Raw genomic sequence first — 15,719 nt, forward strand, 5'->3', positions numbered from 1 at the left:
CGTCGCCAATGGCGTAAACTACATATTGGTATAGATGCCAAAACCCTACAAATACGCGCTATTCAGCTCACAACCAATAATGTCAGTGATTCACAGGTGCTTGGTGATTTACTTAATCAGATTCCACAAGATGAGCAGATTGACTCTGTTTATACCGATGGAGCTTATGACACCAAGCAATGCCGTCAGGTCATTGCAGATCGGCAAGCACATGCGGTGATTCCACCTAGAAAAAATGCGAAACCATGGAAAGATACAAAGAGTAGCTCGCTAGAGCGAAATGAATTACTTCGAACAGTTAAACGTTTAGGCAGGACATTATGGAAAAAATGGTCAGGCTATCATCGGCGCAGTTTGGTGGAAACCAAGATGCATTGCATCAAATTATTAGGCGATAAATTAATGGCAAGAAGCTTTCCTAGTCAGGTGAATGAAATTCATGCACGTGTAGCAGTCCTCAACAGATTTACGGAATTAGGTCGACCACTTACCCAAGTTACGCCTTAAATTTGGCTCAATTAGGGGCGCTTTGCATTTCAAATCTTTGTGCAACAAAGCCTTGTAAACATACAATGTAATTTCTAAATAAAAATATCCAATTTTTTTAAATCACTTCAGGATATAAAGCTTTAGCTATGCCAAAGCCAATTAAACCTGCTATGGCTAAATATAGGGCTTTCATGTACCACATGCCCCAAAGTACAGTTATTTTATTTGCTGAAAACTTATGTACTGGCTGACTTAAAAAATTGGTTGTTTGGTTAAATGACTTTTCAGATGCTTCAAGAGCATAATAATTTAATGCGGGGAACAAGCAAGCAACCAATAAAATAGCGATTGCGGGAAACACAAATGCTTTAGGCAGACTAAATTTTATTGCGAATTATAAAGCCGCACCTACACCAATAATGCCTAAAAAGGATTTAGTAAAGCTTGCAAAGTCTAAGCCAGTTGTGCCTGCACCTTTCCACATCAAAAAGCCTATGTGGGGCAGTAAAAAAGTTTCATACTAAGTATTAAAGTATCATACTGAGCAATAAATTCTCATACTAGATTGCTCAAAGGATTTATCTATGGCCTTACCTAAATACAATCTTGAATGGTGTCAAAACTATGCGAAACAGCATAAAGGAGAATGTCTTTCAAAAGAATATCTAGGTAGGACTGTTAAACTCCTATATAGATGTGAAAAAGGCCATGAATTTTATGCCACTCCTGCCGTTCATATACATAAAAAATCTTGGTGTAATGAATGTAGCAATAGAGATGTTGCGCATACCTATGAATTTGTTAAGGAATTTATAGAAAGTAAAGGCGGTGTTTTATTTTCTACAGAATACATCAATGTACGTCAGAAGCTTGATGTGCAATGTGAAAAGAAGCATAAATGGAATCCTACTTTTCAAAACTTATTTCACAATAACTCATGGTGTCCAGTTTGTTCTGGTACAGGTAGGCGTACCTATGGCAAACGTGTAAGGGTCATAAGCTAGTATGAAACTTTATTACTCATAAATGTTTCATGGATTCATATCTAAAGTTCCAGTATGAACATTTATTGTTTTTTCAGTTTATATGCTTTCACATAAAATCAAAGGCTTGAGAGTAAGCCAATCTGCTTTTAAATATTCAATAACCTCTGTTTTGTATAAGCCATTCACCGTTTCAGCCAAAGCAATATCATATGAATCACCAGTTGTACCGACTGATGCTCGTAAATTTGCTGCCTCTAAACGATGACATTGTTGTCAAAATGCAGGGTATTGGTGGCTCCCCTTAGGGGCATAATTTGTTGAAGCCTAGGTTACTACTAAAAAATTAAAAAATAGGAGCTTAGAGCTCCCATTTTTATATTAACTTTCTAAGTCCCTATGTTACTTTGAAGAATACTTCATCATAATGTCCGAATACAGCTATATTTTTTTGATTTCTACAATATCACTGGATTCAATGAGCGATTGGATATTACCAAATAAACTTTGAATATAATCAGACGCTATATGGATATCTAAATCCTCCCTGCTACGCCATTCTTCTAAGAAGAAATATCGGTGGTGTTTCAAAAAGTATGCTGGCGTTAAACAAATCCGTTATTAAGGTAAAAGAAAGTCAAATCAAAGGCTTTAAAATGATTTTCGAGCTTTTTAGAAAAGTTGCAACTTCTCCTAAATCCACGCCTGATTCGATGACGAATTCTACAATTGTTACCTTCAATACCGACGGTAAAAAACTTACCGATCACTTGCTTGCAACATTGAAATGCTGTGATAAAACTATCCCAATGATCACTCGCAATTCGAGCATATTGAACCCCAAGCTTTTTAAGTCTAGCTTTAAGACGTTGAACCGTTGCTAAATCCCGCTTACCCCAAACATAAGCAACAATTTCTCCAGATTCTCGATGGTAGGCATAAATAAGCCATTGTTTATTTTTCTTCTCTGTACACGACAAATTTCACAGAACCCTTATCCTATCAGGGTTCTGCCTTCTTAAAATTGCCAAAATTTCCTTAAACTCTTCTTTTTTCCCAAAACCAATTAAACGCTGAATCGCCATTTGAACATAGTCTAAACCATAGCGAAATAAACTCATTGAGAGTCGTCCATGCTTCTTTATTTTTATCGCTTTTTTTTGATCATGTTGCCATTCACCCGTTAAGTAACACCAACAGAAGCTTATAGCTAACACCGCAATCAATTTTTTCACTCGTCTAGGGTCTGTCAAGCGCGTATTTTCAAGATTAAACCCGCGTCCTTTGAGACAACTGAATAAGGTTTCAATTTCCCAGCGTAATGCATAATCCTGAATAGCATTGGCATTAAACTGAGGAGAAACGACGAGTAAAAGCTCTCCATTTTCTAACTGTAGTGCACTTATATATAGTTTCACCCGACCAACCAAAATCCGTCGTTTACGACATTCAATTTGACCAACTTTAAGATGGCGAAATAAATCACTAATTTTATGATTCTTTCCTAAATGATTGGTGACAATGAAGTTTTTTTAACACGAATGCAGAAGTTGATGTCTTGTTCAATTAACCATGTAAACCACTGCTCACCGATAAACTCTCTGTCTGCGAACACATTCACAATACGGTCTTTACCAAAAATGGCTATAAAGCGTTGAATCAAAGCAATACGCTCTTTCGTATCTGAATTTCCACGTTTATTAAGCAATGTCCAAAGGATAGGTATCGCTATTCCACGATAAACGATTGCGAGCATCAGGATATTAATATTTCGTTTTCCCCATTTCCAATTGGTTCTATCTAAAGTCAGTTGCACTTGGTCGAATGAAAACATATTGAAAATCAACTGAGAAATTTGACGATAATCAAAATACTGACCTGCAAAGAAGCGCTGCATACGTCGATAAAATGATTGTGGTAAGCACTTGATGGGCAAGGCTTTAGATGCAGAAGAAAGATTACATGTTTGCTTTAAAATAATCACAAGCATGATGAGCGCAAAGCACTTTAAATGTGACTTGTTCCATTTTAGATATTTGTTTAAGATAAGATATAACTCATTGAGATGTGTCATAGTATTCGTCGTTAGAAAACAATTATTATGACATTATTTCAATGAGTTATCTATTTTTGTCGTGTACAGAGATTTTTCTTATTCCCTACAAAAGTCCAAAGTTCATCGACTTCAAGACATTCGTAGTGGCTTTGTTTAGGCTGAATCTGATAGATCGATTCACTTAAGGTTCGTAATACCTTGCCAATGCTGATACGCTCGACTTCAGCAATATCTCTTACACCGCTTCCTCTGACCATTAAATGTAATATCTTGCCGGTAATACCTGAGTTACACCCTTGATAGCTTAATGCATGATCACCAATAAATTGACGTTTGCAATCTTTGCACTGATGGTTTTGTTTCCCATCTACTTTGATGCCATTTCTCTTTATATTGTTACTTAGACAGGTAGGACATTTGATTTGTAGCGTTATTTTCATACCTCTATTTTATCAAAAGCCATATTGTTTTTTTCAGCATACTTTTTGAAACACCACCGAAATATCTACTCGAGTCATTTTCGCTAATATAAAGCTCATATTTCAAGCATCCTTCTTCGTGAAGCGTAGGCTCTATTACACTTTTTAAAAGCGCTTCTAACGTCTCTTTTTGATCTGACTTTGCCTTAAAGTTCGCAATTACTGAAATAGTCATTATTTCACCTTTAATTTGTTTTAGAAGTTTTCTAGTACAATTTTGCCTTTTGACTTACCTGATTCAAGTAACTTATGCGCCTTCTCCAAGTTTGCAGCGTTAATTTTGCCTAGATTTTGGTTGAGGGTACTTCTAATTTTTTGCTGGTCAACTAATTGAGCAACCTGTTGCAATAGATCACCTTGCTTTTCAATATCATCGGTTTCATACATTGAACGGGTGAACATCAACTCCCAATGGATAGAAATAGATTTAGTCTTAAATGGCATAATATCAAATGTTTGTGGATCATCGATCAATCCAAGCTTGGCTTGTGGTGCAATCAGAGAAACTATTTGCTTGATATACGTTTCTGTATGATTTGTAGAGAATACATATTTTGGTTTTTCAATGCCTAGTGTCTCGATTTGTGCATTTAAATCTTTGCTATGATCAATGACATGGTCGGCACCAAGTGATTCCACCCAAGATTTCGTTTCTTCCCGTGAAGCTGTTGCTATAACGGTCAGATTTGTTTTTGCTTTTAGGAGTTGGATAGCAATTGATCCTACACCGCCTGCACCACCAATAATTAAAATACTGCCAACTTCTGTTTCTGAAATTTGAAATCGATCAAACAGCATTTCCCATGCCGTTATTGCAGTTAATGGCAATGCTGCTGCTTCTGCATTAGATACTGTAATTGGTTTAAGACTGATAATTCGTTCATCGACTGCTTGAAACTCAGCATTACTACCATCTCGGGTTAAATCGCCAGCATACCAAACAGAATCTCCTACTTTAAACGCGGTAACTTTTGAGCCAACTTCAATAATTTCCCCAACGGCATCCCAACCTAAAATACGATTATTTGCTTCAGACGAATTTTTTCTCACTTTGGTATCAACTGGATTCACAGAGATTGCCTGAACTTTTACCAGTACATCACGCTCCTTAAGCGTAGGCTTCGCTTTTTCAATATCTACCAATGAATTTTTAAAATCATCATGGTTATTGATAACATACGATACGGCTTTCATAGATTTGTCCTTAACTTTAAAAAAATATAGTAAAAATAGGAGCGAAGTGCTCCCATTTTATGTTATTCAATCATTAAAACTCTTGGCTCGTTGGGCGCAAAACAATTTCATTAATATCTACATCCGCAGGCTGTTCAATTGCATAAGCAATTGCTCGAGCGACTGAGTCAGCTGGTATGGCTTGTTTGTAGAAATCAGTAACAAACTCTGAACTTTCTTTATGAGAAGAACCGAATTTTAGTTCTGACTCAATTGCACCAGGCTCAATAGTCGTCGTTCTAATTGTTCCCCCAACTTCATGACGAAGGCCTTCAGAGATGGCTCTTACAGCAAACTTAGTACCGCTATAAACAGTACCTCCTGGACTAAATACTTTTAACCCTGCAACAGATGCGAGATTAATAAAGTGTCCAAAGTTTTGTTTTTGGAAAACAGGCAGTGTAGCTGCTATACCATAAAGAACACCTTTAATATTAATGTCGATCATACGATCCCATTCATCAACTTTTAGCTCACTTAATGGTGCAATAGACATTAATCCAGCATTGTTTACCAATACATCGATTTGACCAAATGCGCTTAATGCCTTTTCAATAAGTGCTTGTACTTCATGTGGTTTGGTTATATCCATACCAATAAATTCAGCTTGACCACCTTCAGCACGAATGTCGTGAACAATAGCCTGTAATTTTTCAGTACGTCTAGCACCAAGTACAACCTTTGCACCTTTTTTAGCAAGTAAGCGAGCAGTAGCTTCACCTAAACCACTACTTGCACCTGTGATAACAATAACTTTATTTTCTATATTATTCATACAAGTAACCTTCAACTTATCTGTCAATCATATTTGATGGATTAAGTATTACAGCCTTGTTAGGTATAATAAATGAATAATATTATCTTTCAGAATTCCTATTTACGGAATAATTACCATAACACAGGATTGGACATGCAGAACAAATTGGAAATGATGCGTATCTTTTGTGTCGCAGCAGAGTCTCGAAATTTTAAAGAGGCAGCCACTCAGCTGGGTATTTCCCCGCAGGTAGTGACACGGGCAATAAAAGAGCTAGAAGAGCAGCGCGGAGAGATTCTGTTTTACAGGAGTACTCGACAAATTAAAATTACCGCTGATGGTGAGCGTCTGGCAAAGCAAGCACATTTTGCGGTAGGATCCATTGATGCTCTGTTTGTAAAAGACACCAAGGAAAAACGAGATGAAATGCGTGGGACCGTCCGTCTTACTGTGTCGTCTGTGTTAGGGCGCAAATTGGTAGTACCCGCACTAGCAGAATTTGCCACACGTTATCCAGATATTGTCGTGGATTGTGTGCTAACAGATTCACACTCGGATGTGATCGATGAGCGGATAGATATCGGGATCAGATTTGGATTTTTGCCGGACAATCGATATGTGGCAAGGGAATTGGCTAAAGTGAACTTTTATTCTGTGGGTACGCCAGAGTTAATTGATAAGGTTGGAATGCCTAAAAAAATTATTGACTTAGATAAATACCCTCTAACAGCACTATTCGATCATAAAACAGGGCGTTACTGGCCATGGACATTCACCGAAAGTCGAAGCTTCACGCCATCAAAGCCTCGTTTTATTACAGATGATCTAGAAGCTGAATTTCAAGCTATTCTCGCTGGAGTTGGATTCGGACACATGCCTGGATTTCTAGTTTTGCCGTGGCTTAGGAGTGGTAAGCTCATTCAGATACTTCATGAGGAAACCTCTCCCGTTTGGCGCCTGTATTTATATCGTCCACAGCGGGGCCCGACACCTTTGCGAATCCGAGCATTGTTTGATTACTTAGTGGAAGTGCTGGGCCATATAGAAACCTGAATCAGATAAGACCATCATGTATCTAGAGTAACTACAATTTTTCCTATTTGCTGATTTGATTCAAGATAGCGCTGAGCGTCATGCATGTCCTCAAAGTCAAAGCAACGGTCGATCACTGGGCGAAGATATCCTGCACCTATACTGCTAAGAATAAATCGTCTGGCTTGCTCCCTTAAAACAGGGTCATGGAGAACCTCAAGGAACAAAAAACCTCGCATGGTTAAGCTCTTGCGTAATGCAACTTTAAGAGGAAATGGTGTGATCTCAGGGCTAAGTGCACCATGCATAACCATAGTTCCTCCTACAGACATCGCTTTTGCAATCTGTTCAATATGTGGCCCTCCTACAGCATCGAAGGCGACATCAAGATGTTCTCCACCTAAACGTAAAACAAGCGCCTCATACAAATCTGGTTCATCTTCACTGGCTATAACATTTTTAACACCGAGATCCAGTAAACGTTGCTTTTTCTCTATCGTCTGTGTACTTGCAATGACCTTAGCACCCGCTGCTTCAGCTATCTGTATCGCAGCTAGTCCTACGCTACTTGAAGCTGCTGTGATCAAGATTGTTTTTCCTTTCGAAACTCCACCAGCATGGATTACACCACCCCAAGCCGTCAAATACTGCATCCAGATTGAGGAAGCTTCTTCCCAGCTTAAACTATCGGGTTTGTGAACTAAAAAAGTTTCTGGAATCAGAAGCTTGTCCGCATATGTCCCATATTTGGCTAGATTGTCAGTCGGAAGAATCGATACTGCATCTCCTGGAGAAAATTGGCGTACACCTTCACCTATCGCCAGAACTACGCCTGCTCCCTCATATCCCAGACGAGAGGGGAATACTGCCTTTTGAATATAAGTACCACGCCGAAACATCACATCAGCCCGGTTGAGTCCGATCGTTTTCATCTGGATTAGAACTTCTCCTGCGGCTGGTAAAGCCACAGGAAGTGTTTCTAATGTCAGAACATCTGTATCTCCAATAGAATTGAAGCGCCAAGTCTTGGCCTGAAGTGCGTTAAATGACATCAATCACGACCTTAATATTGGCAGAGCGATCTTGAACAGCATCATGAGCCTCAATCGCTTGATCTAGAGTAAAATGACGAGGATCAACAATAGGACGCAGTTTACCTTCCTCAACGAGACGAGTCGCGATCTTAAGGACATCACCATGATGAGAACGGCGATTACCTGTTAACATCGGCAATAGGACGAATACGCCAGACAGTGTGGCACACCGTAGAGATGAACTCGCTAAATTATGATTACCAAATGCAGCACAGCTGGTAATGTGGCCATAGTGAGTTGTCATTGAAAGTGAAGCTTCTAGTACTGGACCACCCACAGTGTCGTAAACAATGTTAAAACCTTGACCCTCAGGGCTTGCAGCAATAATGTCATCGGAAGATGCTGTTGTGTAATCGAGAGGTGTTGCACCGAGTTCTGAAATCAGTGATTGATCAGCTGTACGACCAGTCGCCCAAACATTTGCATCAAGTGCTTTTGCAAGCTGAACCACCATATAACCAACGCCACCAGCACCACCCTGAACCAGTACAGTTTGCCCTGGTTGGACCTTAGCATTATCCACTAAACCTTCCCAAGCGGTGAGGAACGTCAATGGTAGTACTGCTGCCTCGCGCATAGAGATATTCCGTGGCTTTAATGCGATCAGATCAGCATCTGCTACAACATATTCTGCTAAAGATCCTTGAAGACCACGAACGCCACCAATCAGACCGTAAACTTCATCTCCGACGTTGAAGTGAGTGACACCTTCACCAATAGCAGTTACAACCCCAGCCATATCTGTTCCCAACACGGCAGGAAGCTCTGGCATAGCATATGGTGCTTCACCAAGACGAATTTTATAATCAATAGGGTTTACACCACTAGCATGAATACGTACTAGAACTTGCCCAGCCTCAGGTTGAGGTATAGGGAGTTCTACACGTTTAAATTCATGATCACCAAAATTTTCTAAGATAAGAGCATTCATCATCTTATTCATAGTTATTCCTTATTCTTAACTGGGGGATGATATGCACAGTACCAAAGTAAATTAATCCAATAAATGATATTTATAGGATTTGATAATTCCTAAATAATGAATAATAAATATTATCCGCTCACTAAAAATATTCTAGTACAGTCTGTAAAGGCAGTTTAATCTAAACTGTCGGTAGTATTTTCAAGGCTTGAAACGTTCAAAATATCTACAAAGTGGCTAAAATTTGAAACATAATTCTAAAAGGTCACAGCATCACAAAGAACATGAGCCAAAATAAAAAATGGGAGCTAAAAGTCCATTGCTGTCCCACAATTTTTCACAAGAGGAAGCTCATTTGAGCTTCCTCTTGTTTTATGGGTATTTTATCGGGTGAAAATAAAGCTTTTAAAGTTCTTCTTTCAAACAAATTCACTTGAATTATTCTGAGTAAACGTTGAACTGTCCAACCTGTTTTTCCTAAATGTTGAGCGAAACTCACCAATAAATAGGCGATCATCGCAATCCAGATTTGTGTCTGAATTGCGTTCCTGCTGCGGCCTAGAAACGCTTTTAATTTGAGATTCTGCTTAATCGCCTTAAAGAACAGCTCAACTTTCCAACGATCTTTATAAATCGCCGCAATGGTGGAGGCGGCTAAATGAAAGTTATTGCTGAGAAAGCTAAAGTGCTTGCCACTTTGCTGATCTCTATATTCAATTCTTCTTAACACTGGGGCTTTTCTTTTTAGGGCATGTGCGCTATTCAGCTGAATGGTTTCATCTTTTAGAATACCTTTGGATTCAAGCACTGGATGTTGCTGGATCACCTGATACACAGATTTAGGCCTAAAACGTGTGACAAATCCAATGTTTTGAGCAGTCAGATTTGCATACCATTGGTAATCGACATAGCCTTTATCAAAAACTACAATGCTGCCAGCAGGAAACTGGAATTTGCGGCCTTGTACCATGTCATTTTCTTTGCCATTTTCAACTGCAACAAACTCAGGAATATCATTGCTGTGATTCAATCCTATGCTGAGTTTCATGCTGGCTTTTGAGTTGTGAACTTTGGCCCATTCACATAAGGAAAGCGACAGGTCAATATGACTGGCATCCAAGGAATACAAGGGATTCTTAAAGCGAAATTTATGAGCTACTTTTGAGTGTTCATAGTATTTAAGCAACTTGTAAAATAGCTGTTGATACAAGGCAGCAGGCTGCTGCTCATTGATTCGTGCCAGCGTGCTTCGGGGAATAGACTTTGCTCCGAGATGACTTAGCTTTTCCTGTTGGCACTCCAAATTGGATTGAATATCTCTCAGACTTTGCCTACAAGAGAATTGAGACATCAATATGGCAATAAACTGATCCCACCGGGAAGCCGCTCTAAATTTCTGTCCAACATGGTGTACTTTAGCAAGTTGTTCAAAATCCTGTCGCACAACAGGTTTAATTAGCTCATGAAATACGGTATTCTGATGTGACAAAACCTGAATCCTAGTCGTTAAAGTGTTTGTTTGCACTCATATTTTAACTGTTAGGACTCAGGTTTTTTTATTTAAAGCAAACTATGGGACAGCAGTGGCTAAAAGTCCCATTCTTTGTGACTTTAGCATCAGCTCTACGATGTTAATTTAAAAAAAACTAAAAACAGGGATAGAAAATTTTCGCTAAAGAGCTTTTTGATTTTCGATTTATAAAAAATATTGCTTTTTTTATACTATGGGGTACTATAGTATAAAAGCTAGCAAATAAGGAGGTCTGATGCCTAATCAGGTTGAAGACAAAAAAAAGATTCTTCTACGCGTCAGAAGGATCAAAGGTCAGACGCAAGCGATTGAAAAAGCGTTAGAAGACAATGTGGAATGTGGTGCAATTCTGCAACAAATATGCTCTGTGCGTGGTGCTATTAATGGTTTAATGAATGAAATGCTGGAGGTTCATTTAAAGGACACTTTAGTATCAGGTGAAACCACAGAACAACAACGAAAAGAAGAATTGGCTGAAATCGCCAAGATTCTAAAATCATATTTAAAATAGATCTGTATAAGGAATTATTCCATGAAGTCACGTGCTGCTGTTGCGTTTGGTCCTGGTCAACCTCTTCAAATTGTTGAGGTCGATGTTGCACCACCGAAGAAAGGTGAAGTATTAATCAAGATTTCCCATACCGGTGTGTGTCATACAGACGCATTTACTTTATCTGGCGATGATCCTGAAGGCGTTTTTCCGGCTATTCTCGGGCATGAAGGTGCTGGCGTTGTAGTTGAGGTTGGTGAAGGCGTGACTAGCGTCAAACCAGGTGATCATGTAATTCCACTTTACACCGCTGAATGTGGCGAGTGCGTATTCTGTAAATCTGGAAAATCGAACTTGTGTATTTCCGTTCGCGAAACTCAAGGTAGAGGCGTAATGCCAGATGGTACCACTCGTTTTTCCTACAATGGTCAACCGATTTACCACTATATGGGCTGCTCAACGTTCAGTGAATACACGGTAGTGGCAGAAGTATCATTGGCTAAAATCAATCCTGAAGCCAATCACGAACATGTCTGCTTACTGGGTTGTGGTGTCACAACGGGTATCGGTGCAGTACACAACACGGCTAAAGTACAAGAAGGTGATAGTGTTGCGGTCTTTGGTTTAGGTGGTATTGGTCTGGCAGTCGTACAAGCCGCACGTCAAGCTAAAGCAGGACGTATTATTGTGGTTGACATGAATCCAGATAAATTTGCGCTGGCAAAAGAGTTTGGTGCAACGGACTTCTTGAACCCTAAAGACTACGACAAACCAATCCAGCAAGTCATTGTCGAAATGACTGGCTGGGGTGTAGATCATTCATTTGAATGTATTGGTAACGTGAATGTGATGCGTTCAGCCCTTGAAAGTGCACACCGTGGCTGGGGACAATCCGTAATTATTGGTGTAGCTGGCGCAGGTCAGGAAATCTCTACCCGTCCATTCCAACTGGTTACTGGTCGTAAATGGCTAGGTTCTGCCTTTGGTGGCGTAAAAGGTCGCTCGCAACTTCCAGGAATGGTTGAAGATGCAATGAAAGGTAAAATTCAATTAGAACCATTTGTGACACACACGATGGGTTTGGATCAGATCAATGAAGCCTTTGATCTAATGCATGAAGGAAAGTCGATTCGTACTGTAATTCATTACGAATAATTCCGTCAGACCTTATACTTTTCCATGCATGTGAATCATGATTGACATGCATGGAATCCTCTAAAACGGCACATCATCTGTAAAACAGATCTATCTGTGTAGGCATCGTGTATAGGTTCAATAAACCTGCCTACATTTTAAATCTTTATGACTATTCTCTGTAGAGAATGTCAGACTCTTTGTTTACTCGATTTCTCATGAAGTCTTGCTCAACATAGGTAATTGATTATGGAAATAATTGAGAAACATGCTTCTTTTGGTGGATCGCAAGAAGTGTATCGCCATCAGTCAATAGCACTAAACTGTTCAATGAAATTCTCAATATATCTGCCACCTCATGACAAAGATGAGAAGTTGCCAGTTTTATATTGGTTATCAGGACTGACTTGCAACGAACAGAACTTTATTACTAAAGCCGGAGCACAAAAGTATGCGGCTGAACATAAAGTCATTATTGTTGCACCAGATACCAGCCCACGTGGAGAAGATGTACCAGATCATGCAGATTACGATTTAGGCCAAGGTGCAGGATTCTATGTGAATGCAACACAAGCACCCTGGTCAAAGCATTTCAAAATGTATGATTATATTGTGGAAGAGCTCAGAAATCTGATAGACCTGAATTTTCCGACCAATCAAGTCCAAAGTATTATGGGTCATAGCATGGGTGGTCATGGTGCATTAGTAATTGGGTTAAAAAATCCTGAGCTGTATAAAAGTATTTCTGCTTTTGCACCGATTGTTGCACCTAGCCAAGTACCTTGGGGGAAAAAGGCTTTCACACACTACCTTGGTGAAACCGAAACTTTATGGAAAAGCTATGATGCGATTGAATTAATCAAAAACGCTGAAGTTCATTTACCTATTTTAGTCGATCAAGGAACAGCTGATGATTTTCTTGAAGAACAGTTAAGGCCTAAGCTTCTTAGTGATATTTGTTTGGAACAAGAATATCCTCTGACACTTAACCTAAGAGAAGGGTATGACCATAGCTATTACTTTATTGCGAGCTTTATAGAGAAACATATAGAGTTTCACAGCAAATTCCTAGCTAAATAACTTTCATAGATATGAGGATGTACAATATTGTTCTTGAATGCTTCTTGAGCAATATAATTTCCAGATGAAGAGGTCAGCTTATAAATCTAAGGTAGAGTCAATTGATCCTTATATAAATAAGATTGAATTTAATCATCTCATATCTTGATTTTTTGATTCAAATGTTAATGATATTAACTTGAATAAATTCATAGCATTATGTCGAAATAAAAACCTAAATTTTGGCTCAGCTATGGGAATTTTTTTTAACTTTTATACAACAAAACTTTCTGACATGCATACATTAGCAATGTCAGAATCAGTTTGAATTATAATCAATTATGGAGTTTTAGTCATGCTTAAAACAGCTTTATATGTCCGTCTTGAAGCTAAACCGGGTAAAGAAGACGAAGTGGAAGCTTTTCTTAAAGCCGGTTTACCTATTGTCATGGAAGAACCTGCGACAGTTGCGTGGTTTGGCCTACGTCTTGGACCTACAACATTTGGTATTTTTGATGCATTTCCTGATGAGGCGGGTCGCCAAGCGCATTTATCTGGCAAGGTTGCAGCTGCTTTGATGGCTCAGGCCGAAGAGCTATTTTCAGAGCCACCATCTATTGAAAAAGTAGATGTTTTGGCGAGTAAACTACCAGCTTAAACCGATGCTTAAATGTATGAGGGTGCTGTCTGAAATTTTGAATGAAAGGCAGCACTTTAACGCTTTGAGGTTTGTCATAGGCTTTTTATTCAAGTTGGGCTACTTTATTTATTGGCTTAATCTCATCATTTAAATGGGGCAATATCCAAAACAGGGTAAATAAACGAATGCAACTATTTACATGCTTTATATTGAACCAATCTATCTAATTTACTGTCACATTTGTACATCTGCTAAACCGTGCCAATCTGCTTTTAAAATATTTAATCATTGCTATTTTGTATGAGCCATTCACTGTTTCAGCCAATGCGTTCACAACCATGTCAGTAGTCATACGTGTTGATACCTTTCATCCAACAATCGCTCGTGAAAATACATTAATAATAAAAGCGGTATAGAACAAGCCTGAATTTGTTTAACCATCACTAAAGTTGCAAGCTGAAATAATTTTTATAAAAATAGACGACTGGTCTATTTTTATGTATAGTTAGCACATGGTGTAGGCAAAAGCCGTAGTGTTGTCCGATTTTTTAAAAGTTTATTTGATGAATAACGGTGGTTTTTCAAATCAATTAACTGATCATTCTAGGATAAAAATATGCTGAATTTTAACTTTTATAATCCGACCCGCATTATTTTTGGTGGCGATACAATAGCTAAAATCAATGACTATGTGCCTACAGAAGCAAAAGTATTAATGTTGTTTGGTGGTGAAAGTGCACGTAAGAATGGTACTTTAGCTGAAGTGCGTGAAGCATTAGGTGCAAGAGAAATTCATGAATTTGGCGGAATTGAGCCGAATCCGAGTTATGAAACCCTCATGAAAGCTGTAGAGCTGATTCGTGAACAAAAGATTGATTTCTTGATGGCTGTCGGTGGTGGATCGGTAATCGACGGTACTAAATTTATTGCAGCAGCAGTCAATTATACAGGGGATACATGGGAGATTTTAGAAACCCATGGTAATAAAATTACCCAAGCTTTGCCTTTTGCGAGTGTACTCACCCTTCCGGCAACTGGTTCAGAAATGAATAGCGGTGGGGTAGTAACCAGAAAATCGACCCAAGCCAAATTGTCATTTAGCAGTCCCTATGTTTTTCCGCAATTTTCCGTACTTGATCCGAATAAAACTTTTAGCTTGCCGACGCGCCAGTTGGCTAATGGCGTGGTCGATGCATTTATTCATGTCATGGAACAGTACTTAACTCACCCTGTGAATGCACACGTACAAGATCGTTTTGCCGAAGGTCTATTGCAAACTTTGATTGAGATTGGACCGAAAATCTTGGAAGATTCAGCAGATTATGACACGCGTGCGAATTTGATGTGGGCTGCTAGCATGGCACTGAATGGGCTAATTGGAGCTGGTGTACCACAAGATTGGTCAACCCATTTGATTGGACATGAGCTCACGGCTTTATATGGTATTGATCATGCTCGTACCTTGGCCATTGTGTTGCCGTCCAATCTACAAGTGCGTCGTCAAGAGAAGCGAGAAAAATTACTACAGTATGCAGCTCGTGTCTGGCAGATTGTCGAAGGTGATGAAGAACAACGTATTGATACTGCTATTGCTCGTACTCGAGCCTTCTTTGAGCAACTTGGATTGCCGACTCGTCTTAGCGATTATGGACTGGGGGAGACAGATATTGAGATCATCATTACGCAACTTAAATCACATAATCTTACACAGCTAGGCGAACATAAAAATGTTTCATTAGAGATCAGTCGCCAAATTCTCGAGATGAGCATCTAAGCTAAATGCGCGTATCTGGCATGCTCTGACCCTGTAACAATGCTCC

Annotated in this window: 14 protein-coding genes and 7 pseudogenes; 8 read left to right on the plus strand and 13 right to left on the minus strand. The window is 39.1% G+C overall.

The genetic code is table 11. From position 1 onward, the window contains the following. Positions 1-507: pseudogene (locus F891_RS15020) on the plus strand (IS5-like element IS17 family transposase); the annotation flags it as partial. A gap of 97 nt (positions 508-604) precedes the next feature. Here the strand turns inward: F891_RS15020 and F891_RS15025 are convergent. Next, the gene (locus tag F891_RS15025; RefSeq protein ID WP_228127370.1) at positions 605-814 is read right to left on the minus strand and encodes a hypothetical protein; all 210 of its coding nucleotides are present in this window, start codon (positions 812-814) and stop codon (positions 605-607) included. Positions 815-1,073: 259 nt separating this feature from the next. Here F891_RS15025 and F891_RS15030 point away from each other — a divergent pair, with 259 nt between their 5' ends. Continuing rightward, on the plus strand, positions 1,074-1,493 hold the full coding sequence (locus F891_RS15030; protein WP_004281849.1) for a hypothetical protein: 420 nt from the start codon (positions 1,074-1,076) through the stop codon (positions 1,491-1,493). A 117-nt stretch (positions 1,494-1,610) separates the two neighbouring features. Here F891_RS15030 and F891_RS17660 read toward each other — a convergent pair. The 8 genes and pseudogenes from F891_RS17660 to F891_RS15065 form a co-directional block, all read right to left on the minus strand. Next, positions 1,611-1,739: pseudogene (locus F891_RS17660) on the minus strand (IS3 family transposase); the annotation flags it as partial. 174 nt (positions 1,740-1,913) lie between these two features. Then, positions 1,914-2,051 (minus strand): annotated as a pseudogene (locus F891_RS17940) (putative quinol monooxygenase); the annotation flags it as partial. Positions 2,052-2,077: 26 nt separating this feature from the next. Further along, positions 2,078-2,437, minus strand: a pseudogene (locus F891_RS15035) (IS1 family transposase); the annotation flags it as partial. An 18-nt stretch (positions 2,438-2,455) separates the two neighbouring features. Beyond that, positions 2,456-3,546, minus strand: a protein-coding gene (locus tag F891_RS17665; protein ID WP_085940413.1) for an IS4-like element ISAba1 family transposase whose coding sequence is annotated in 2 segments (ribosomal slippage) — positions 2,456-3,006 and positions 3,006-3,546 — 1,092 coding nt in all. Because the reading frame shifts where the segments join, the coding sequence is not laid out codon by codon here. Positions 3,547-3,617: 71 nt separating this feature from the next. Next, positions 3,618-3,968 (minus strand): annotated as a pseudogene (locus F891_RS15050) (IS1 family transposase); the annotation flags it as partial. Between the two features lie 58 nt (positions 3,969-4,026). Continuing rightward, positions 4,027-4,182: pseudogene (locus tag F891_RS15055) on the minus strand (putative quinol monooxygenase); the annotation flags it as partial. 20 nt (positions 4,183-4,202) lie between these two features. Then, positions 4,203-5,201 carry a zinc-binding alcohol dehydrogenase family protein gene (locus tag F891_RS15060; protein WP_004281847.1) on the minus strand — a complete coding sequence of 333 codons (999 nt, stop codon included), beginning with the start codon at positions 5,199-5,201 and terminating at the stop codon, positions 4,203-4,205. Positions 5,202-5,274: 73 nt separating this feature from the next. Continuing rightward, complete coding sequence (locus tag F891_RS15065; protein ID WP_001059480.1) at positions 5,275-6,015, minus strand: SDR family oxidoreductase; 741 nt, start codon at positions 6,013-6,015, stop codon at positions 5,275-5,277. A 135-nt stretch (positions 6,016-6,150) separates the two neighbouring features. Between F891_RS15065 and F891_RS15070 the strand changes: the two genes are divergently transcribed. Next, the gene (locus tag F891_RS15070; protein ID WP_004733180.1) at positions 6,151-7,050 is read left to right on the plus strand and encodes a LysR family transcriptional regulator; all 900 of its coding nucleotides are present in this window, start codon (positions 6,151-6,153) and stop codon (positions 7,048-7,050) included. A gap of 14 nt (positions 7,051-7,064) precedes the next feature. On the opposite strand, the gene F891_RS15075 is transcribed toward F891_RS15070, so the two are convergent. The 3 genes from F891_RS15075 to F891_RS15085 all read right to left on the minus strand — a co-directional run bounded on the left by F891_RS15075 (position 7,065) and on the right by F891_RS15085 (position 10,534). After that, a complete protein-coding gene (locus tag F891_RS15075; RefSeq protein ID WP_004281844.1) occupies positions 7,065-8,081 on the minus strand; it encodes a zinc-dependent alcohol dehydrogenase family protein in 1,017 nt (338 codons plus the stop codon). Then, positions 8,071-9,066 (minus strand): zinc-dependent alcohol dehydrogenase family protein, encoded by a 996-nt coding sequence (locus tag F891_RS15080; protein ID WP_004281843.1) that lies wholly within the window; start codon positions 9,064-9,066, stop codon positions 8,071-8,073. Before F891_RS15080 ends, F891_RS15075 begins: the two co-directional genes overlap by 11 nt. A gap of 316 nt (positions 9,067-9,382) precedes the next feature. After that, positions 9,383-10,534, minus strand: a complete 1,152-nt coding sequence (locus F891_RS15085; protein WP_005261588.1) for an IS4-like element ISAbe18 family transposase — start codon at positions 10,532-10,534, stop codon at positions 9,383-9,385. 277 nt (positions 10,535-10,811) lie between these two features. Between F891_RS15085 and F891_RS15090 the strand changes: the two genes are divergently transcribed. The 4 genes from F891_RS15090 to F891_RS15105 all read left to right on the plus strand — a co-directional run bounded on the left by F891_RS15090 (position 10,812) and on the right by F891_RS15105 (position 13,917). After that, entirely contained in the window at positions 10,812-11,087 is a 276-nt protein-coding gene (locus F891_RS15090; protein ID WP_001133625.1) for a metal/formaldehyde-sensitive transcriptional repressor, read from the plus strand. Between the two features lie 21 nt (positions 11,088-11,108). Next, the gene (locus F891_RS15095; protein WP_004281842.1) at positions 11,109-12,221 is read left to right on the plus strand and encodes an S-(hydroxymethyl)glutathione dehydrogenase/class III alcohol dehydrogenase; all 1,113 of its coding nucleotides are present in this window, start codon (positions 11,109-11,111) and stop codon (positions 12,219-12,221) included. Between the two features lie 228 nt (positions 12,222-12,449). Next, positions 12,450-13,280 (plus strand): S-formylglutathione hydrolase, encoded by an 831-nt coding sequence (gene fghA, locus F891_RS15100; protein ID WP_004281841.1) that lies wholly within the window; start codon positions 12,450-12,452, stop codon positions 13,278-13,280. A 334-nt stretch (positions 13,281-13,614) separates the two neighbouring features. Next, the gene (locus F891_RS15105; RefSeq protein ID WP_000920558.1) at positions 13,615-13,917 is read left to right on the plus strand and encodes a putative quinol monooxygenase; all 303 of its coding nucleotides are present in this window, start codon (positions 13,615-13,617) and stop codon (positions 13,915-13,917) included. 85 nt (positions 13,918-14,002) lie between these two features. Here F891_RS15105 and F891_RS18580 read toward each other — a convergent pair. Further along, a pseudogene (locus F891_RS18580) lies at positions 14,003-14,332 on the minus strand (IS3 family transposase); the annotation flags it as partial. Positions 14,333-14,515: 183 nt separating this feature from the next. On the opposite strand from F891_RS18580, the gene F891_RS15110 reads away from it, so the two are divergent. Further along, positions 14,516-15,673 (plus strand): iron-containing alcohol dehydrogenase, encoded by a 1,158-nt coding sequence (locus F891_RS15110; protein ID WP_004281840.1) that lies wholly within the window; start codon positions 14,516-14,518, stop codon positions 15,671-15,673. Positions 15,674-15,719 lie beyond the last annotated feature (46 nt).

It is taken from the genome of Acinetobacter sp. CIP 101966 (assembly GCF_000369725.1).
Taxonomy (GTDB): Bacteria; Pseudomonadota; Gammaproteobacteria; order Pseudomonadales; family Moraxellaceae; genus Acinetobacter; species Acinetobacter lwoffii_Q.